Source organism: Verrucomicrobiia bacterium (assembly GCA_035629175.1).
Lineage (GTDB): Bacteria > Verrucomicrobiota > Verrucomicrobiia > Limisphaerales > DASXHY01 > DASXHY01.
The window spans coordinates 26,216-46,081 of record DASPIL010000048.1; the positions used below are offsets into that span (position 1 = coordinate 26,216).

The 19,866-nt window shown below is 57.3% G+C and carries 22 protein-coding genes; 9 read left to right on the forward strand and 13 right to left on the reverse strand.

Annotated elements, in window-relative coordinates; translation table 11 throughout:
- Positions 1-38: 38 nt before the first annotated feature.
- Complete coding sequence (locus tag VEH04_08270) at positions 39-854, reverse strand: adenylyltransferase/cytidyltransferase family protein (protein HYG22761.1); 816 nt, start codon at positions 852-854, stop codon at positions 39-41.
- On the reverse strand, positions 851-1,642 hold the full coding sequence (locus VEH04_08275) for a hypothetical protein (protein ID HYG22762.1): 792 nt from the start codon (positions 1,640-1,642) through the stop codon (positions 851-853). Before VEH04_08275 ends, VEH04_08270 begins: the two co-directional genes overlap by 4 nt.
- A 266-nt stretch (positions 1,643-1,908) precedes the next feature.
- On the opposite strand from VEH04_08275, the gene purH reads away from it, so the two are divergent.
- Entirely contained in the window at positions 1,909-3,465 is a 1,557-nt protein-coding gene (gene purH, locus VEH04_08280) for a bifunctional phosphoribosylaminoimidazolecarboxamide formyltransferase/IMP cyclohydrolase (protein HYG22763.1), read from the forward strand.
- Between the two features lie 19 nt (positions 3,466-3,484).
- Here the strand turns inward: purH and VEH04_08285 are convergent, their stop codons facing one another.
- From VEH04_08285 to VEH04_08335, 11 genes are all read right to left on the reverse strand, one after another.
- A complete protein-coding gene (locus VEH04_08285; GenBank protein ID HYG22764.1) occupies positions 3,485-3,874 on the reverse strand; it encodes an FHA domain-containing protein in 390 nt (129 codons plus the stop codon).
- A complete protein-coding gene (locus VEH04_08290) occupies positions 3,874-4,485 on the reverse strand; it encodes a polysaccharide biosynthesis/export family protein (GenBank protein HYG22765.1) in 612 nt (203 codons plus the stop codon). The genes VEH04_08285 and VEH04_08290 overlap by 1 nt, the downstream gene beginning before the upstream one ends.
- Before the next feature lie 30 nt (positions 4,486-4,515).
- A complete protein-coding gene (locus VEH04_08295) occupies positions 4,516-6,675 on the reverse strand; it encodes a polysaccharide biosynthesis tyrosine autokinase (GenBank protein HYG22766.1) in 2,160 nt (719 codons plus the stop codon).
- 62 nt (positions 6,676-6,737) lie between these two features.
- Complete coding sequence (locus VEH04_08300) at positions 6,738-7,976, reverse strand: outer membrane beta-barrel protein (protein HYG22767.1); 1,239 nt, start codon at positions 7,974-7,976, stop codon at positions 6,738-6,740.
- A gap of 264 nt (positions 7,977-8,240) precedes the next feature.
- Positions 8,241-9,002: a LysM peptidoglycan-binding domain-containing protein gene (locus tag VEH04_08305; GenBank protein ID HYG22768.1), complete on the reverse strand. Its 762-nt coding sequence runs from the start codon at positions 9,000-9,002 to the stop codon at positions 8,241-8,243.
- Between the two features lie 57 nt (positions 9,003-9,059).
- A complete protein-coding gene (locus VEH04_08310; protein ID HYG22769.1) occupies positions 9,060-9,833 on the reverse strand; it encodes a hypothetical protein in 774 nt (257 codons plus the stop codon).
- Positions 9,834-9,975: 142 nt separating this feature from the next.
- The gene (locus tag VEH04_08315; protein ID HYG22770.1) at positions 9,976-10,422 is read right to left on the reverse strand and encodes a hypothetical protein; all 447 of its coding nucleotides are present in this window, start codon (positions 10,420-10,422) and stop codon (positions 9,976-9,978) included.
- A gap of 51 nt (positions 10,423-10,473) precedes the next feature.
- Positions 10,474-11,364, reverse strand: a complete 891-nt coding sequence (locus tag VEH04_08320; GenBank protein ID HYG22771.1) for a bifunctional 5,10-methylenetetrahydrofolate dehydrogenase/5,10-methenyltetrahydrofolate cyclohydrolase — start codon at positions 11,362-11,364, stop codon at positions 10,474-10,476.
- The gene (locus VEH04_08325; GenBank protein ID HYG22772.1) at positions 11,364-12,371 is read right to left on the reverse strand and encodes an SH3 domain-containing protein; all 1,008 of its coding nucleotides are present in this window, start codon (positions 12,369-12,371) and stop codon (positions 11,364-11,366) included. Before VEH04_08325 ends, VEH04_08320 begins: the two co-directional genes overlap by 1 nt.
- A gap of 9 nt (positions 12,372-12,380) precedes the next feature.
- Entirely contained in the window at positions 12,381-13,085 is a 705-nt protein-coding gene (locus VEH04_08330) for a pseudouridine synthase (protein HYG22773.1), read from the reverse strand.
- Between the two features lie 95 nt (positions 13,086-13,180).
- On the reverse strand, positions 13,181-13,336 hold the full coding sequence (locus VEH04_08335) for a small basic protein (GenBank protein ID HYG22774.1): 156 nt from the start codon (positions 13,334-13,336) through the stop codon (positions 13,181-13,183).
- 216 nt (positions 13,337-13,552) lie between these two features.
- Here VEH04_08335 and VEH04_08340 point away from each other — a divergent pair, with 216 nt between their 5' ends.
- From VEH04_08340 to VEH04_08375, 8 genes are all read left to right on the forward strand, one after another.
- Positions 13,553-14,542 carry a hypothetical protein gene (locus VEH04_08340; protein ID HYG22775.1) on the forward strand — a complete coding sequence of 330 codons (990 nt, stop codon included), beginning with the start codon at positions 13,553-13,555 and terminating at the stop codon, positions 14,540-14,542.
- 28 nt (positions 14,543-14,570) lie between these two features.
- On the forward strand, positions 14,571-15,167 hold the full coding sequence (locus tag VEH04_08345) for a MotA/TolQ/ExbB proton channel family protein (GenBank protein HYG22776.1): 597 nt from the start codon (positions 14,571-14,573) through the stop codon (positions 15,165-15,167).
- 2 nt (positions 15,168-15,169) lie between these two features.
- Positions 15,170-15,595: a biopolymer transporter ExbD gene (locus VEH04_08350; GenBank protein HYG22777.1), complete on the forward strand. Its 426-nt coding sequence runs from the start codon at positions 15,170-15,172 to the stop codon at positions 15,593-15,595.
- An 82-nt stretch (positions 15,596-15,677) separates the two neighbouring features.
- The gene (locus tag VEH04_08355; GenBank protein HYG22778.1) at positions 15,678-16,616 is read left to right on the forward strand and encodes an energy-coupling factor ABC transporter permease; all 939 of its coding nucleotides are present in this window, start codon (positions 15,678-15,680) and stop codon (positions 16,614-16,616) included.
- Positions 16,613-17,227, forward strand: a complete 615-nt coding sequence (locus VEH04_08360; GenBank protein HYG22779.1) for an energy-coupling factor transporter transmembrane component T — start codon at positions 16,613-16,615, stop codon at positions 17,225-17,227. The genes VEH04_08355 and VEH04_08360 overlap by 4 nt, the downstream gene beginning before the upstream one ends.
- Complete coding sequence (locus VEH04_08365; GenBank protein ID HYG22780.1) at positions 17,218-17,973, forward strand: ATP-binding cassette domain-containing protein; 756 nt, start codon at positions 17,218-17,220, stop codon at positions 17,971-17,973. The genes VEH04_08360 and VEH04_08365 overlap by 10 nt, the downstream gene beginning before the upstream one ends.
- A 65-nt stretch (positions 17,974-18,038) precedes the next feature.
- Positions 18,039-19,067, forward strand: coding sequence for an exosortase/archaeosortase family protein (locus VEH04_08370; GenBank protein HYG22781.1), 1,029 nt, complete (start codon positions 18,039-18,041; stop codon positions 19,065-19,067).
- On the forward strand, positions 19,064-19,801 hold the full coding sequence (locus VEH04_08375) for a hypothetical protein (GenBank protein ID HYG22782.1): 738 nt from the start codon (positions 19,064-19,066) through the stop codon (positions 19,799-19,801). The genes VEH04_08370 and VEH04_08375 overlap by 4 nt, the downstream gene beginning before the upstream one ends.
- Positions 19,802-19,866: the final 65 nt, after the last annotated feature.

The window sequence follows — 19,866 nt, forward strand, 5'->3', positions numbered from 1 at the left end:
AGGGGTCACAGGTTCGAAACCTGTATCGCGCACCATCTTCAAAATCCCCGCAAAATCGTACTGCTTCGCGGAGGCAAACCTGGAGCGGGAGCCCGCTTCAAAACCACGTATTCAATCCCCATCTTCTCGCAATACTCGCGTTTACCGCCCTTGTCCCCGTCCTCGTTAACTATGTAATAGTCGGGTTTGATCCGCCGAATCTCAGGGTCAGCATCCACCCAACCCGTTCCTGTCGTGACCAGCGCCTGCTTCACATAACGGATTGAGCCCACAACATATCGTCGCTCCTGCTCTGACAGCAACGGATGCCCCTCTCCCTTCAATAATCGCACGTTCGCGTCGCTGCCCAGGCAAAGATACAAATCCCCGAAGGCGGACGCCTCTTCCGTGAATCTGACATGGCCGGAATGAAACCAATCGTAGCAACCCGTGGCGATTGCCTTCTTGCGTCCTGGCGCCGAGGGCATGGGCGGCGGCTCGGGAAATCCCTTCAATTCGTCGCTCGAAAACACGCGATAGGTGATTCCCCTTTCCTTCGCGACCCCCGCGCGTTCCGGGCTCGCTGACGGCTCGTAATCGGCCCAAGAAACGGCATCGATCTCGGGCACGGTTTTCGCATCCGCGCTGTCGGGGAGGGCGAGCACCGACTGCACGTAACGAACTGCCTGGAGAAAGTAGCGACGCTCTGCGAAGGGGAACTTTGGCGCCTGCCCGTGGATCTTGTGAAAAACAACGTCAGACCACAATGCCACGGTAACGGGTCCGAGCTTCGCCGCCTCTTCCAGGAAACGGAGATCGCGCGCGCGGATGTCATCGAAGCCTCCGCAAACGATTACGGGTAATGCCGCATTCATGCTGAAGCCGTTCGTACGTTCACTTGAAAGGCGCCAGGAACAGGCCGATCTGACGCGACGATCAGGTAGCCGCCGCCGCATCCGGAGTACATCGCGCCTGGATATTCCCGCTGGTAAGCACCCAGCAACGCCAGGAGATCGACACGCAGCAAGGGATGCCGCACCACCCCGGGGAGCAACTTCTCCCAGCATTTCATATTCTCATTGAGGGACGCGCCGAGTGCCTTCACATCCTTCCGCACAATTGCGTCGAAGCATTGCCGCCCTGCCTCACCCAGCCGTGCGACCCATGGGGGCTTGAGGTTCTTAATCGCGAGCGGGTTGTATCCTTCGGGGCGGGGTTCGACAGGGAGAAGATGCAGCCTGGATTCCAGCCATCGAGCGACGGCGCGTGAGTTGCACGATTCGATGTGGGCAGGAAATATGCCCCCTTCGAAGTTGAAATCATAATCCAGCCGGTTGATGCCTGGATACAGAAGGCCGATCATATCCTGTGAACCGCTCGGTTCGGCTTTGCCATGGTTCTCAGCCTCGTAAAGCTCCCGGACGAGGTCCGCGCCAGGGCGTTTCGGCAACTTGCCCCCCCAAAGTTTCAGCGCAACAGCACGCGTTCCGCTTGCAATGCCTGAACGATCCATGGGGCGGAAATTCGGTTCAATCTGCACTACAACCATCGACCCAGGCGGCCGTGGGTTGTGCTGTGAAACAAACGGCTGATCGATCCAGCCGCCAGCGAGTTGCAGGCGGTTGGGAATCGACCCGAGCAAGCGGTTGAGAGGCGATTTCATCGGTTACCCGGCATCTGCGCAGCGTCCAATCCGGCACCAAGTGCCTCCTTGATGCCCTTCATTGTCGCGGTCGGAGTTGGTTGAACATTTCGGTCGCGGATCCGGTTTCATGCCGCCCGCGCAACTCGCGGCGGCCAAAATCGTAGTGCCCGTTCCTCATTACTCCAGCCTTTTCACCGCCCTGGGAACTTTCCCGGGCACATTGGTGGCATTCGCCGATTTGTCCATTGACTGGAGGTAATGTGCTGACGATGGTAACCGGCGCTATGGCAAAAATTGAACGCGCACTGCTTTCAGTTTCGGATAAAACCGGCCTTGTTCCGTTCGCTCAGGCTCTTTCAAACGCCGGCGTGGAACTGATCTCAACCGGCGGAACGGCCAAAGCATTGCGCGATGCAGGACTTCGAGTCAAAGACATCAGCGAGCATACCGGATTTCCGGAAATGCTTGATGGTCGTGTAAAGACCCTTCACCCCAAGGTTCATGGGGGATTGCTGTATATCCGCGGCAATGCGGCTCACGAAACCGCAGTAAGGGAGCATCAGATCGACGCAATAGACCTCGTCGTGGTGAACCTCTATCCGTTCGAACAGACCGTGGCGAAGCCAAACGTTTCCTTGCACGACGCGATTGAGAATATCGATATTGGCGGTCCCTCAATGCTTCGCAGCGCTGCGAAGAACCATGAGACGGTGACAGTCATTGTTGATCCAGCAGATTACGAGGAAGTCGCGCGGCAGATCGCTGCTTCTGGAGACACTTCGCTTGAATCACGTCGCCGATTGGCCACGAAGGTTTATTCGAGAACAGCGGCTTACGACGCGGCGATTGCAGCGCATCTTGAAAAGGCATTCTCCGATGGCTGTGGCAAACAGGCATTGCCGGCAGAGCTGACGTTATCGGCGCCGCTGGCGCAGACATTGCGCTACGGCGAGAATCCGCATCAGGAAGCGGCGTTGTATGGCGCGTTTTCGGATTACTTTCAGCAACTTCACGGCAAGGAGCTTTCCTACAACAACATTCTTGATCTGACAGCAGCCGCGCAATTGATCGCGGAATTTGAGAACGATCAACCCACTCTGGCGATCCTGAAGCACACCAATCCTTGCGGTGTCGGCCAGGGAACGAGCCTGCGCGATGCATGGGAGGCAGCCTTTGCGACCGACAAACAGGCTCCCTTCGGCGGGATTATTGCAGTCAACCACGCATTGAACGGTCCGTGCGCGGAAGCCATTGCGGAGATCTTCAGCGAAGTGATTGTCGCGCCGGAATTCACGCCAGAAGCGCTGGCGATCCTTCAGAAGAAAAAAAACCTGCGGTTACTGAGGATGTTGCGGTCAACGTCCTCGGGCCAATCGTGGGATATCCGAAGCGTGGGATGCGGTTCCTACCTTGTCCAGGGTCGCGACATCAAGTTGACCACGCGCGGAGATCTCAAGATTGTCACGAAACGCAAGCCGAGCGCCGACGAGTTGGATGCCATGTTGTTTGGGTGGCGGGTCGTAAAACATGTAAAATCGAATGCCATTGTGTATGTCACGGCGGCGCGGACGCTCGGAATCGGCGCGGGGCAGATGAGCCGGGTGGATGCCAGCCGCATCGCGGTTTGGAAAGCGCGTGAGGCTGCACTCTCATTGAAAAACAGCGTGGTTTGCAGCGACGCTTTCTTTCCGTTTGCTGATGGATTGATCGCCGCAGCGGAGGCCGGGGCCACCGCTGCGATTCAACCAGGAGGTTCTGTCCGGGACGCCGAGGTGATTGCCGCGGCCGACGAGCGGAACATGGCGATGGCATTTACAGGGCACCGGCACTTCCGCCATTGAACAGTGGCAGAGGTGCTAATCAGTCGATCAGGCTGTAGATCATCCAGAATTGTGCCGCAACAACCGCGGCCATTATCGCCCAAAAGAAACTCTCGCGCGAACTGAGGCTTTTCTGTGGAGCTTGGGCCAGCCAGAAACGCAATGACGCGGCTCCGAACTGAATGTGATCTCCATTTCGCAGGACCGAACGCTTCACAGCGTGTGAGTTCACGGTAATGAGAGCCTCTCCCTGGGGTTGGATGAGAAACCCTGCAGCGGGATCCAATTCAACGATGAAATGTTGATCCCAGACTCCGGGAGCATTGATCTGCACATCTGCATCATCAGCCCGTCCCACACGAAAAGGAAAACGGCGGGGTGACCACTTGGTTCCCGCCGTTGTGCCTGAGAGCGATTCCAGTTGAATCATCAGTAGAGACTGCGCCGGATGTAGATCTTGTCGCCTGGAAATACAGAAATATTGTGCTTCGGTTCGCGAATGGCGCGTTGATAATCGACCACCACCTGCTCCCCGTTTGGACGAATCAGCCGGACCTGGCTTTTCTTGGCGAATTCCGTAAACCCGCCCGCTGCGGAAATCGCACTCAGAATGTCAGTTTCACCGAGGTAGGTTTTTGGGCCCGGCGTTTTGACCTCCCCTTCGACGTAGTAGTAACGCAGCTCCGACTTCACCGTTATCGTCATGTTCTGGTAGAGCTTGTTATACTCCTTCTGCAGCTCCTGCTGAAGTTCGCCCGTGGTCTTGCCTAACGCCTTCACGGAGCCAATTTCCGGAGGGGTGATGGTGCCATCATCCTTCACCCGTTCCTCATGAGGCTTGCGTTCCGGGAGGCCAGGGCTGGAGAAGCTGATAATCACCAGGTCGCCGCGGTAGAACACATTGGCCGGCGGGCGCGGGTTCGATTCACCATCGCCGTCGTCGAACCTATGCCCCGCCGTGCCGCAGCCGCTGAGCAGAAGGCCAGAGGTCACAACGACCAATCCCAGACACAGCATCAAAAAGTTCCTGAGTAGTTTCATTTTCTTCCAGTGAAAAGCCCGCAAATCAAATCAATACTTGGGTTTGATATCCAGCTTTGATTTGTCCCCGCCATCGGCGGCCGCCACGGCGTCATCGTCCTCATCCTTAGAGTAGTATTCGTGGTAGTAACCGCTGTAGTAGTAGTAGCTTTCGTCCTGCGACATGTTGATGTTATTCAGCACGATTCCCAGCAGGTTGCCGCCAACCTTCTCGATCATCTGTTTCGCGCGGATGTTCATCGGCTGCGGATACCTGCGGTATTGGATGACCTGGAGGGTGATGTCCACTTCGCTTGCAAGAATCGAAGCGTCACTCACGCCCATGATCGGCGGGGAGTCAAAGAACACATAGTCGTAGCGCTGCTTCAGTTCGTGGATGAGATTCTTCATCTGAGCCGAACTCAGGACGCCCATCGAACTGCTCGGCAACTTGCCGCTCGCCATGAAGTCCAAGGTGGGCAAGTTGCTCGTTTGAATGACCTCCTCGAGCGTGTTTTGCTTGAGGAGATAATTGGTCAGACCAATGTTATTCGTCACGCGCATGATCTTGTGCAGCGTGGGACGCCGAAGGTCAGAATCAACCACTACGACGCGGGCGCCGTTCTGAGCGAAAACGGTGGCCAGGTTAAGGATCGTGGTCGACTTGCCTTCGCCGGCGCCTGCGCTCACCACCGCGATGGAGTTCAGTTTGTCATCCTTTCGGGAGAAAAGGAGGTTCGTTCTGAGCACTCGATAAGCTTCCGCATGCGGGCTATCCGCGCCTTCCTCCATCAGGAAGCCGACGTTCTGCGGAATGACGCCGAGCACGGGTGCCTGCAGCGTGCGTTCCACGTCATCGATCGTCTTCACGCTCGTGTCCAGATATTCAATGAAGAACGCGAGACCCACTCCAACGACCAGGCCGATTACAACACCCAGCGCGATGTTCAGGCCCTTCTTCGGCTTTACGGGATCGCGATTCTCAATCGCCCTGTCGGTGATCGTCACCATCGACGTGCGGGGAAGTCGATAGTCGGCGCTGCTGGATGCGATCTTCACGGACAGGATGTTGTTAAACTGCTCCAACTCGGAAAGGCGGCGCTTTGCAGCGTAGTAGGGACGGCTTTTTTCCACCAGGGCCAGGTATTCTGTCCGCGAGGTTTCGAGGCGATGGGCAAGCTCCTCGGCTGCGGCTTTGGCAGCATCCAGCCGGTTTTGCAGCCCAATCAAAATCCCGTCGACCGCGTCCGAGATGCTGCGCGCGATTGACTCAACATTCTCCTGCGCGTTCTTATAAAGCGGATGGTCGTCCTTGTAGATCGCCTTCATCGAGCGAAAGCTCTGGTCGGCGAGTTCATACTGGTTGAAGAGGCTGGCCAATCGCTGGTCGGGTTGGCCGAGCGCGATTTGGATGGCGTCCCTCAACTGCGATTTTTCGAGGCTCCGAAGATGACTGATTGCAGTCTCGCGCATGACGACCTCGTTCTTCAGCATGATCAATTGCGCCTGGATCTGCTTCTCGACGTCAGCCGAGATCGGCGGTGTCGGCATCGATTCCATCGGGTTCAGGTCGGTGATGCCGAACTTCGTGCGCAGCTGATCAACCTCCTGTTGTGCCGCTTCGGTTTTTCTGCGGTATTCCACCTGTTGCTCTTCCAAGGCTTTGATGCTGCTCGCGAGCTGTTCGAGACTTACCTCGAGGCGATGCTGCTTGTAGGTATCGACAATTTCGTTGGCAATCTGGGCGGCTTCATCGGGCTTGTCGCTGAAAACTTCCACTTCAATCAAGCTGGCGTTACGAACCGGAGTGAGGCGGATCGATTTCTTGAAAATCTCGAGGGTCTCGGAACGTTTGAGAGGTTGTCCGCTCGCGTACTTCTCGCCCCACTTTTCGTTCAACTTCAACTTGTCGATCACTCGTCCCAGGATCAACTCGGACTGGATGACTTCGAACTCGGTCTGGATGAAATAGGGATCGTAGCCTTTCTGGCTGTATTGCTCGAACGATCCAGCGTCAGGGCTGTCGTTCGTCACTTTCATCCTGGCCGTACCTGAAAACGTTTCTGGCAAGATGTAAGTGACGACCGTCGCCGTAATCACAACAAGGAGGAACACGGCAAGAATGACTGTTTTGCGAATGCGGATGATCCGCCAATAATCCAGGAAATGAAGCTTGGTTTCCTGCGGTGTAGAGCTCTTAGTTGAATCCATAAATTAAAAAAGGGGGGCGGATCGTTATGAACCCGGCCCCCCGCATAAACGTTCAGGGTAGATTAATACGTGGCGGTCACGCCCAAGTAAACCCTATTTCTATCAAATTCACGGCCATCAACGTCAGAGTCGAGCTTGTCGAATGAATAACCGACGTGAGTGGAGAGGAAGCGATTGATCTCGTATCGCAGGCTGGTATCGATGGAATAGAAATTATCTTTCCCACCATCAAGATCACCGTTTTGGAACTCAGAGTTTTGGTACTGGCCACCGAGATGCCAGAACAAACGTGCCGCCAGCCGATGGTCCAAGCCAACATAAAATGCGACTGACTGTGCATCCGTGACCAGGTCTGTTCCAGTCCCGATGACGTCTGTGGCCGTGCGATCATAAGAGACGCGGAGCATGACCTGGCTCTGCGGCGCATAGCTGTAGCTCAGAGTGACTTTGCCGTAAGGGCTGACTTCTGCATCGCTATCGTCAGGATCGTTGTAGTAGTCGTTGATACGAGCACCACCACGAACGGACCCGCTCAACTCAGGGGTGAAGCGGTGATCGGCTCCCAAGTAAATGTAATGTGAACGATTGTTACGATGCTCAGGCAACCCGCCACCTGCAAAAGCCTCGTCTTCCGTGTAGTCAATCATGCCGAACTGATAACCGACAATTCCGGTTGTGACGGGCCGGAGCAGAAGCCGGTTTTCGAACGTCACGTAGTGTTCAACGCGGTCGAGGACCAGCGAATTCTCCTGTGCCTCGTAATCGAACAATGCGTTGTTATACCCCAAAGTAATGCCGTAAACGGGGGTCAGGTCGGCTTCGAACAAAACGTCGGCAAAGTTGCGGATGTTGTCGCCCTCCACAGTTTGGAACCCTCCGAAACCGCTACCGGTTCGGAAAAGGTCAGCTTCCTGGCCGATGGCAAATGAATCCGACACCGAAATGCGATAGCGTTCCGAAAACGCGTGCGAAAGACCCAGATCGAACAGGTGTGTCTGCGCGATGTCGTCAAAAACTTCCGGCTCGTCCGCGTACCACTTCATTGAATACACGTATCCGAGGCTCAGGGTCGTCTGATCCATGGGAAGCACGAGGCGAACTGATGGCCTGGCTTCGATACCGAAGCTCTCGTGCTCATTATCAGCGGCCGTAAGAACGTTGTCGTCGTAGAAGCCACGCAACGTAGCGGATACGCTCCAGGGCTTGTCCGAACCGCCACCCAACGGCTCTTGAGCCGATACAGTCTGGAGAGCGGAGGCGCCGACGGCAGCCATTCCGATTGAGGCAACAATTTTCTTCATAGTTATTTAACTTTTTTCACCCAAGAGGCCAGTGCCAACCGTAAAACGGCAACTTTTTAGCCGAAACGCGCCGAAGCTGTCAACGGATTCTTCCGGCTCCCTCTCGCAGCATCAGATTGCTTTCCTTCCAATTTAAAAGACCTCACCCCATCCACACCCGGCTCGTAGCCTCATGCAGACCTCAGCCCCAACCTGGCTGAACAATTGACCAGCGACGCCAGCCGCCGTTCAAATTTCCCCCGGAGACTAGGAAGTTCTCCCCCTCTAGGGAAGAACAATAATTTGACCCGGCCGCATCCGTCGGGGATCAATTCCGGGGTTCGCCGCGGCTAACGCTCCCAACCTGACGCCATACCGCCGCGAAATAGACGCCATTGTGTCGCCGGACTGAACAGTGTGCGTGCGCCGCGACCCCGGAATCGGCCGGCTGATGAGTGGGGCCTGCCGGTTCGTAACGGCTGCAGGTTGTGGGGGAAGCGGCGTCACTTGTGGGGACTCCCTGCGGGTGGGAAGGGGTTGTGGCGCGACAATATTGGTCGCGGGCCGCGATGCTAAAAACAACCTGAACCTCTCGTTTTCTTCTTTGAGTCGTCGATTTTCGTCGAGCAGTTGCTCAAGCTGTTTTTGCATGCCAGGCGCGATAGGCAGCGGCCACACACTCTTGGCGAGGTCCTGCTTGCAATTCATAATGCGCTGCCGAATGACCTCCGCATTGTCCGAACCGGGCCGCAATTTCAGATAGCGTTCATAGTGATAAATCGCAGCCGCGGCATCATTTTCCTTGGTCTCGTAAAGCCAGCCGAGTTGCGAGTGCGCTTTGGAATTATGCGGATTGACTTCAAGGGCGCGATGGAACTCCTCGATCGCGCCGCGATAATCCAGGACATTGATCGCCTTCTTCCCAGCGAGAAAATGCGGCTCCTTCTCCTCGTCCAGTTCGCTCTGTCCCTGGGGAACGCAGCCGCTCATGCCCACAAGGAGCACAAAGGCGGTCATTGCGCGAAAAAGCCACACCGGGACAGTCATCGCGCCGACACTAAACGAACGCACATGACGGTGCAACACGACTTCGGACCGAACGCGTCAGGGGTTTGCCGACGGCGGACTAAACGGATTTTTCGGCTTGGCATCGCGCTCCACGCTGACTCCCTTCTTCTGAATGTCGAAGGGATTGGCCACGACGTCACTCGCAGGCGGTCGCGCGAGCAGCCCGCCAATGCAGTAAGCCCATCCCACGATCCAATGAATCACCTGCAGGACCAGGAACTCGACCAGAGAAATGACTCCAAAGCCGTAGGCGAATATACCAACGATCATCATCAAGGCACCCGGGATGAAGGAGGCGCTTGCCAGTTTCCAGCTCGATGCCCAACCCATTCGCCGGTCGCGGAGCAACGCTGCAATCCAAAGGGGAATTGAATACGCCAACGCGAGCATCCACCAGGTGGCAATCAAGCCAAACAGAACGGAACCGAACAAAATCCAGAGCAGCGGCGGGCGCCACGCACCCCACCACGGTTCCAGTGCTGTGCGGTTGAATTCGATCGTGTAGTCGTTCCGATAATGGAGAAATGCTGTGCCAAGCAGCGATCGAAAGTGTACATCGCGCCGCCCAAATTCCACCTGCACATGCGCCGGCACGCGTGCCAGGCCCGTGTGAAGAAGATCCAGGGAAAAGGCCAGCATGCGCGATTCAGCCAAAAAACGCGGCTCTGTTTCGGGCGAGTGCAGGATGCCGCCGCGTATTTGGCCGGTTTCCGGCAATCGATCGATCGCGCGCGACACGATCGGACACCACGCCGAGTTGACGAACCACACCACTGCCCATGCCGCCATGAGTGCCACGACAAACTGCATCAGGACTATGCGATTGCAGGATGCATCGGCAAAGGCTGCGACCCCACGGAACGTGAGGGGCTGGCAAGGCCCTCGATTTTTTAGCCACTCCCATTTCATGAACAGAGACGGGAACGTCAGCCGGGCGGCTGATTGGATTGGATTATTGGGCCGGCGGCGCGGGCTGCTGCTGTTCCGGCGCGCCCTGGCCCTGCTGCGGCGCGAGAATCAACGGCACCGGGTAGCGAAGCTTCATCACATCATCGACCAAAACTTCGACGTAATACGTTCCTGCCACCTTGAATTCAACCTGGCCAAAAACAGTGACGTTGGTTGCGTGCAGATTTGCGTCCTGCAACGCGAACTTCACCTCGCCCTTGCGCAGCACCGTGGTCTGGTCCGGTGCGATCAATCGAACGTTCTCCGTGAACTGCCCAAGACCAGCCGTCCATCGGTTGAACACGCTCAATTTGAGTGCAACCACAGGCAACTGGGGAACGCGAATGAAGTTGATCACCCCAATAAGGAAAAAATTCCCGGAAATCTCCTGTCGAATTTCTTCGCACAGGAGTGAACATTGGAGGTCAGGTAAAATGCGGGTGGGTTGCATGATTGTGTAGGGTTAAGCGATTTTCGAAATGAAACGTTTATTATCGGTGTCCTAGGCGTTTGAACTTCTCTCCGCAGCAGAAACAGTATTCTGCATCAGCATGGCAATGGTCATCGGCCCAACGCCGCCCGGATTGGGCGTGATCCTGCCCGCTATGGGCTGGACCGCGGCGAAGTCGACGTCGCCCACCAGTCGTGAGCCGGATTTCGAAGCCGGGTCCGGAATTCGATTCACCCCCACATCAATAACAACAGCGCCCGGTTTCACCATATCCGCCTTCACGAATTCAGCGACGCCAATGGCCGCGATCAGGATATCCGCGTGGCGGCAATGCGCGGCGACGTTGCGGCTTGCGGAATGGCACACCGTGACCGTTGCATTGGCGCCTTTCTCCTTCTGGATCAACATCGCAGCCATCGGTTTCCCGACAATGTTGCCGCGTCCCAGGACGACCACCTCGGCACCCCGTGTCTCAACCGCCGAACGAACCAGCAACTCGCGAATCCCCGCGGGCGTGCAGGGATGAAAACCGTCGGGATCTCCGAGCATCAACTTTCCGACGTTGATCGGATTGAAGCCGTCGACGTCCTTGTGGGGGGCAACAGTTGAATAAATAACGGTTTCGCGAATCTGTTTTGGCAAAGGCGCCTGAACCAGAATGCCATGGAGCCTGGGGTCACTGTTCAATCGATTGATCAGCGTCAGCAGATCGCTTTCGGTGGTGTTCTCCGCAAGCACGTGGGTTTCGGAAAAGATGCCGAGCTCCGCACAGGCTTTCTCCTTGCGGCCAACGTAAACCTTCGAAGCGGCGTCCTCCCCAACTCGCACAAACGCCAGGCCAGGCTGGATACCATGCGACTTAAGGTTGGCGACTCGTTGAGCCAATTCGCCCTGGATCCTGGCCGCGATCGCTTTTCCGTCGATAAGATTGTCGAGCGCCATTATTCCAGCACCCGGATCTGCTGAATCGTGAGAACCGGAGTGTTCTTCCAGCGTTCGTCCAAACCTTCCTCGCCGGTTACGAGGATGCGCAACCCCTTATAGCGCCGGAGATCCAGATTGGGCGAGCTCGTGAAGAGATAATTGATCGCACGGTAAGTCTCGGTGCTGACCAGTTCGAAATCCGTGGGAGCCTGGATGCTCAACGTGCTGCGAACAATTCCTTCGCGCTGAACGATTCGCGGCGGCAATGCTTCCTCAACAGCCGCGGTTTCTTCCGATTGCGTTGCCGGCTCAGCTTGTGCGACTTCGGTTGACTCGGCGTTCGCGGACGGCTGGTCCGATGCGGTCGCGACCGGCGGCGTCTCGGTGACGTTGGCCAGCGTTGTTGGAGCAGGGTCTTCCGGCAAGGTGGTGGCGACCTGCGGCGTGCTGTCCTGTCTCAAATATTGTGCAGCAACAAAAGCGAACGCGTTGTCAGGGGCGTTGATTTGAATCCAATCGCCGCGGGTCTGCAATTCCTGCAGGGAATCGCCTCTCACAAGCGTTCCCAGAACGCTGTAATTCTCGCCGGGTCCGCCGCGAAGGTTCAGCCGATTGGCTTTTACCGTCATGCTGCTCCGATCCACAAATCCGGAATGGACCCAGACCGCAATGGAATCCGGAAGCGCGATCTTTGCCCAGGCCGAAGGCTCGTCGGGCTTCGAATTGCGCAGGGTCACCTCCTCAATCACGGTGACAGGCTCGCCATTCGTCAATTTTCCAATAACCTCGCCGATCAGCCCTGCGCGGCCGCGGACATTCACGCGGTTGGCAACAACCGTTGCCTGCCCGGGAACCAGAGGTTCGGAGCGAAGGGTGGAACCAGGAGAGGTGCGCGACGCGGGAGGAGGGCTGGACATTGCGGGCGCAGCGACATTGGGGCTGCCGTTGGTGCCGCTCAGAAGCGCTGGTTGATCGGCCAGAACACTCACTGAAAACATTGCCGCGACAAACGTCCACACTTTCATGTTCATATCTCAGCCCAGTAGAGATTTAATCTCCGCATCTGTCAATGTTCGCCATTTTCCCGGTTTCAACTCACCCAGCTTGATCCGTCCGACCTGAACGCGTTGCAGGCGTTTCACAGCTCTGCTCTGCGATTCGAAGAGCCTGCGCACCTCGCGGTTCTTCCCTTCGGCGAGCTCGAGTTCCACGGTGCTGCGCGTGGAGTTTGCGGTGATGACATGCGCGCGTTCCGCCTTGAGACGCTCGCCCTGGTGGAACACACCGCGCGTGAATTTCTGAACCATCTCCCCATCAACCTTTCCTTCCACCATCGCGACGTACTTCTTCCGAACCCCGTAGCGGGGATGCGTCAGGCGCAACGCGAAATCACCGTCATTAGTGAGAAAGAGAAGACCTTCCGTGTCGTAGTCGAGGCGGCCCACCGTGTAAACGTTGCTCCACTCCTTGGGCAGGAACTCGTAAACCGTGGGGTGTCCGTGCTCGTCTTTCCGGGAGCAGACGCAGCCGCGCGGCTTGTGCAAGGCGACATACAGCTTCTTGCGGATGCGCACCAACTCGCCGTCCACCGTCACCTTATCGTGCAGGGGATCCACCTTGGAGCCCAGGAGCCGCACGGGTTGGCCATTCACCTGGACGCGTCCTCCCGTGATCATCTGCTCGCTGGCGCGGCGTGAAGCCACTCCTGCGTCTGCGAGAAATTTTTGGAGCCGAACCATCGTGAACAGGCCGTTAAAAAGCAGAAGGTCAGGGCGAAGCAATCCGCTCCACGCCTGACGCTTGAAAACGAACACCCGGTCTGCCGGGCAGGACTCTAGGCCTCGGGTTTGGTCTTGCGGAGGCCGGTGATCCGGTCGCCCTCTTTCCATTGCCCTCGTTTCTTGAGCAATTCAGTGCGCTCAAAACGTTTCAGAACGTTCCGCTTGCCACCCAGGGTGGAAGCCGCGCGCAGACTACGATGCTGTGACATAAATCTAAATGCGTTAAGTTTTACCCGCTCTCCAATGAAAAGCGGACGCTGCATATACCACGGCGGCGGCCCGAAAGCCAACCGTTATTTTCGTTTGGAAGCGTCTCCCAACGGATTCACACGCTGAACGGCACGATGATCGAATGTTGCGTGTCGCGCGTTCACGTCCCAGTCCCGTATTGCTCCATCCGTCCTGCTGCGGCATTGTAGGGTCGCATGGCTCCCCGCAGAGTCCCCGACGCATCGTTGCGCCCGGATCAGCCCGAATTTTCGAGGCTGTTCTGGGCTCTTTTGATTTCGATCGTGGTTCATGCTCTAGCCTTCGGGGGCTACAAGGCGGGACAGCGATATGGATTGTGGAACGTCGCGCGTCTGCCTCAATGGATGCAACGGGTGATCACGGCGGCGGCGGTCGAACCACCGAAACAGCCCGAGGCGCGCGAAGTGCCGTTGATGTTTGTCGATGTGAATCCGCAACTGGCCACCGCCGAACCGCCCAAGGACGCGCAATTCTATTCCAATGCGAATTCACAGGCCGCCAATCGTGAAGCTGACCAGGAAGCAGCAGTCCCCAAAATCACAGGAACCCAGACCGACATGGTGAAGGCGGAGGATGTCGAACGATCGCCGCTGGACCGTTTGCAACCAAACATTCAGCGTGCGGCAACCGAGCAGGAACCCGAGCAGGCGCGGCGCAGCACGCCGATTCAGCAGGGAGACATCGCCATTGCGCGGCCTGAAGCTGAACTGCGCGACAGCGACGGCACCGCAGAGCGCGCGCGGCCGCGAACGGTGCGCGAAGCCATGCTGCGGCAAAATCGAAATCAACTGGCCGGTCAGCGCATGAAGCAGGAAGGCGGCGTGCGGCGCCACACCGACTTCACCTCGCTCGACGCCAAGCAAACGTCGTTCGGCGACTACGACGCGGCCTTTATCGCCGCGGTCGAAAGCCGCTGGTTCGCGTTGCTCGAGAACAATCCCACCCTGAATTATCGGAATGGGCGCGTTGTTCTTCGCTTTCGGCTGTCTTACGACGGGCGCATCACCGCGATGGAAGTCGTGGAGAACAACGTCGGCGAAACCTTGGGCCTGATCTGCCAGAAAGCGATCCTGGATCCCGCGCCGTTCGAGCGGTGGCCCCGCGAGATGCGCTTGATGATGCAAAAGGAATTTCGCGAAATTCAGTTCGCTTTCTATTACTACTGACGAAACGCAAAGCACCCTTTTAAGAATCATGGAACTGGCTGTTTACATTCTGCTCATAGCGACGTCTGTCGTCGGTCTGGCGTTCATCGTTGAACGTGGGATCGCCCTGCGCTGGAACAAGGTCGTTCCCCCCGCGGTAGCTGCCGCTGTGGAATCCTGCCAGGCCCCGGAAGACGTTCCGATGCTCAAGCGTGTCTGCCAGCAGCACGATTCACCGCTGAGCCGTTTGTTGCTCGTCGCCGCGCAACATCTGGACTGGCCCAAGGCGGAAAGTGTCGATGCACTGCAAACCCGCGCACGGCGCGAAATCGTCAAGCTGGAACGCGGACTGGTCGTGCTGGAAGTCATTGTCGGCATCGCTCCACTCCTCGGCCTGGTCGGCACGATTCTCGGCATGATGACGGTGTTTGGGGATGTCGGGCAGGCTGGTCTCAATGATGCCGCGCGGCTGGCGCATGGGATTGCCGTCATCCTGCACGCAACGCTCATCGGCCTCTTGATCGCAATTCCTGCTTTGGTTTTCTGGAGCTACTACACCAAGAAAATCGAAATCCTCGCCGTCGAGATGGAAACGCTCTGTGACGAATTCGTCCGCCGCCAATACCGTGAAGTAATGGGAAAGTAGCGATGCACTTTTACGTTCGCAAACGCAGGGGGGCGCCAGCGGTTATCATCGTAGCGCTGATCGATGTATTGATCGTGATGCTGATCTTCCTCATGGTCACAACCACCTTCAAGCAGCAGCCCGCGCTGAAGCTGGCCTTGCCTGAATCGTCCCAGGCGCAGAAGGAAGGCGCGAGCGAAACGGCGCCGCTCATGGTGAGCATCGATGCGAAGGGCGCCTTGCGTTGGGGTTTGGACAGCACACCGGTCACGGAAACGCGGCTCAAGGAGGAGTTGGTCAAAGCCGTGGCAACAAATCCGGATCAGCGCCTGGCGTTGAGCGCCGATCAAGCGGCGCCGTTTGGCCAGATCGTAAAGGTGATGGATGCTGCGAAGGAAGCAAACGTGAAGATCGTGAGCGCATTTACGCGTGAGTCGGGAAAGCAGTAGGACTTTGAGCAAACCGCCTTGCCGTCATTGCTGTCGAGTGTTACGGTCGCGCGCACCTGATAACCTGAACGGCTGAGGGTCCATGCACATTCCCGATGGTTTTATAGATGGCAAGACGGCAGGCGTCACAACGGCGCTTGCGGTCGTCGGCGTAGGAATTGCCCTGCGGCAATTGAAACGAACTTTGCCGCCGCGCAAGGCTCCGCTGTTGGGACTCTCCGCTGCCTTTCTGTTCGCCGCCCAAATGGTGAACTTCCCCGTCGCTGCTGGCACCTCCGGGCACTTGATCGGAGGCATCCTGGTCGCCGCATTGCTCGGTCCCGCGGCCGGAGCCGTGGTGGTAACAGCCGTGTTGATCGTCCAATGTTTCCTGTTTGCCGACGGTGGCGTGCTGGCTCTTGGAGCCAATGTTTTCAACATGGCAATCCTGGGGGCAGGCGGCGGATTTGTCGTGTTGCGCGGCCTCCAGCGATTGTTACCCGGCCAGGCCGGCGCAATCACGGCCGTGGCGTTTGCCGCGTGGTGCTCCGTCGTTTTCGCGGCGGCGGGCTGCGCCGGGCAACTGGCCTGGTCAGATACGGTGCATTGGCGTGCGGCATTCCCGGCAATGACCGTGACGCATATGATCATTGGGATTGGTGAAGGTTTGATCAGTGCCCTGGTTGTGTGGTTCGTGAGGAGGACCCGGCCGGAGATGATCCTTCAAGATTCGCAACCCGCTCCGCTGCGCGAAGTTTTGATTTTCGGTTCCCTGGCGACGATCGGACTCGTCGTGTTTGTGGCTCCGTTCGCCAGCCCTTTGCCTGACGGCCTGGAACGCGTCGCCCTGCAACTTGGATTTGAACATCGTGCAACAGCGTTCGCGGCTCCGATTCCCGATTATGAAATGCCGGGAATGTCGTGGGCGGTTGGTGCAACGGCATTGGCCGGAGTCATTGGCGCATTCCTCGTCTTCGCAATGGCCTGGGCGTTGGGACGGGTTCTCGTTCCCTCCGCCGCAGCGTCCGAGCGAACAAAATGAGCGCCAGGCTCCTGACGCATCATCACGGAATTCCGCGCAGCCCCATTCACCGCGCTCCAGTTGGATGGAAACTGCTGGCTGGCCTTGCCGTCATCACCACGACTGTCCTGGTGCCACCGCATTGGACAGGGTGGTATGCAACCGCGGGAACGCTTCTCGTGCTTGCCATTGCCATCAGCAGGCTGCCATTGCTCTTTCTTTTGAAGCGTCTCCTGTTGTTGTCTCCCTTTGTCTTGGGCGTCGCGCTGGTCAACGCTTGGGAACCCACGGGACGGATGCGCTGGGAAATCCTGGCGTTACGCAGCGTGATTTGTTTGGTCACGGTCATTCTCATCGCCAACACGACGCCATTCAGCCGAACCCTGCAGGTGCTTCGCACGGTCCGTGTGCCAGAACTGCTCGTGACAACGATCGCCCTGATGCATCGGTACCTGTTCGTCCTCGCCGAGGAAGCCGAACGCATGCGCCGCGCGCGCTCAAGCCGGACCTTCACAGCGAGCCGCCGATTTCAATGGAAAACCTTGTCAACTGTGCTGGGCCAGTTGTTCATCCGCGCATCGGAACGGGCTGAACGCATCTACGACGCCATGTGCGCCCGAGGATGGAAATAATCCCCGTCATCCAGGTTTCAGATCTCCGGTACCGTTATCACGATGGCACTGAGGCGTTGCGGGGGATTGGCTTCGATGTGCAACCGGGCGAATGTGTCGCGCTTCTGGGGCCCAATGGATCGGGCAAGTCCACGCTCCTGCTTCATTTGAACGGCATACTCCCGGAAAAGGCCGCGTCACACGAATCGATCCGCATGTTTGGGCAGACGCTGAATCCCGACAATGTCTGGCAGGTCCGACGGCGCGTGGGATTGCTGTTCCAGGATCCCGATGACCAATTATTTTGCCAGACGGTGGAGGAGGACGTGGCTTTTGGCCCGCAGCAACTCGGACTGACCCCGGAGCAGGTGTCGCAACGCGTGGTGACGTCGCTGGAACAGGTGCACCTGTCTGGTTTTGAACAGCGAGCCACCCATCACCTTAGCCATGGGGAAAAACGACGGGTCTGCCTGGCGGGGGTGCTCGCCTGTGAACCGGAACTGCTGGTTTTGGACGAACCGACGAGCGACCTTGATCCCCGGGGACGTCGCGAGTTCAAGGCTCTGTTGCGGCAGATTCCAGCGACCAAGCTGATTGCAACGCATGACCTGGAGCTCGCCGTGGAACTGTGCAGCCGCGCGATTGTGCTCGATCGGGGCGAAATCGTTGCCGATGGACCAACGCGGGAGCTCCTCAACGACGAGGCCCTGATGCTCGCTCACGGCCTCGAGCGGCCCCATATTTTACGGCACGTGCATCCGCATTAATCACAGCCGATTTTGTTTGAGCAAGATGCGCCGCTTCTGTATCCAATAGCCTGCATTAATATCGCATGGAACAGCCGACCACCCTCAGCCCGGTAATATCTGCCCCCGCAGGGCATCCCATTGCCGCCGAACCATCTCTTGAGAAATCGAATGTCGGCATTCTCGATGAGTTCCAGAACGAGTTGGTGATCTTCTGGCGGCAGCTGCCGAACAAGGCCTTCTTCTTTTTGATCCTCGGGGCGTGGCTTGCCTTGTTCCAGTTTCGCGGGAGTTCCGTGCTCGGATACATCCACAGTTCATCGTTGTTTGCATGGATGCTGGAGGCTTACAACTCTCCCAACACGGCGGCCGATGACAAGATTGGCAACCTGATCCCGTTTTTGGTGCTGGGGATCATGTATTGGAAGCGCAAGGAACTGCTCGCCACGGGTCCGCGGATCTGGTGGCCCGCCATTTTCATCCTGGCTTTCGCCGTCCTCATACACATCGTCGGTTTCATCATCCAGGAACCGCGCGTCTCGATTATTGCGCTGTTTACTGGAATCTACGGGCTGACTGGCCTTGCGTGGGGCTGGCGCTGGATGTTGAAGAGTTTCTTCCCGTTCTTTCTGTTTGTGTTTTCGATTCCGCTGGGCAATCACGCGGACATCATCACGACGCGGCTCCAGTTGCTGGTCTGCTGGCTGGTGGAACTCGTGTCACACAACATTTTCGGCATCGGAGTGATTCGCCGCGGCGCCCTGCTCTTTGACCCCGCCGGGCAATATCAATACGAGGTCGCGGCGGCGTGCAGCGGCATTCGCAGTCTGTTCAGCATTTTCCTGCTGGCGACCGCGTATGGATTCCTGAACTTCAAGGCGCTCTGGAAGCGGCTCCTGATGATGGGATTGGCGTTCCCGTTTGCTGTCATTGGCAACCTCGTTCGCATGTTGTTCATCATCCTCGCTGCGGCGATTTTTGGGCAGAAGGGCGGCGATTACGTGCATGATGATGCGCTGTTCAGCCTCGTTCCGTACATCCCGGCGATCCTTGGACTGCTCTGGGTTGGAGGCTGGCTGGAAAAGCACGAGCGAAAGAAAGCAGAACGGCCATGAAGACTGGAAAAATCGTTGTTGGCATTTTGGTTGTTGGATTGATCGCAACGGCGGGCTTCAGCCTTAACTGGCTCAAGACACAACAACGGCTCGGAACACCTGGAGTTGTCGCAAAACCGACTGACCATCCAGTCATCATGGAAATCGCGTTTCCTTCCGATCTTCCAGGCTTCACGTCTTCAAATCTTCCCCAGAGCGAGGTCGTTCTTGGATATCTGCCCAAGGACACCAGCTACGCACAACGAGTTTACTGGGCGGAGGATGGATTTGCGGTGACCGCGAACATCATTCTTCAGGGCACCGACCGGTCCAGCATCCACAAGGCAGATTATTGCCTGGCTGGCCAGGGATTTCAGACGGTTAAAAAGGAAACTGTCATGGTGACCATTCCGGGGCCAGTGCCTTACGAGATGCCCATTGCTAAATGGACGATCAAGGGATCGCTGCCCGGTTCCGATGGCCAGAAGCGTGAAGTGTACGGGGTTTACTCTTTTTGGTTCGTGGCTGACGGCGAGCAAACTGTCGACAACACACAACGAATTCTCTGGTTCTATCGCGACCTGCTCACGCGGCGCGTGCTCCAGCGCTGGGCCTATGTCAGCTATCAGGCGTTTTGCCATCCCGGCCAGGAGGATCTCGTTTTTGATCGGATGAAGGAATTGATCGTGGCGTCGGTGCCGCAGTTCCAGGTTCCCCTGGCATCGCAAGGCAGCGCCCTGGCAGCACGCGATTGAAGCGGCAGCCATTGATCCCCATCGCGCCTTTTTGTTACATCTGATCACGACTTTGAGCCACTGAT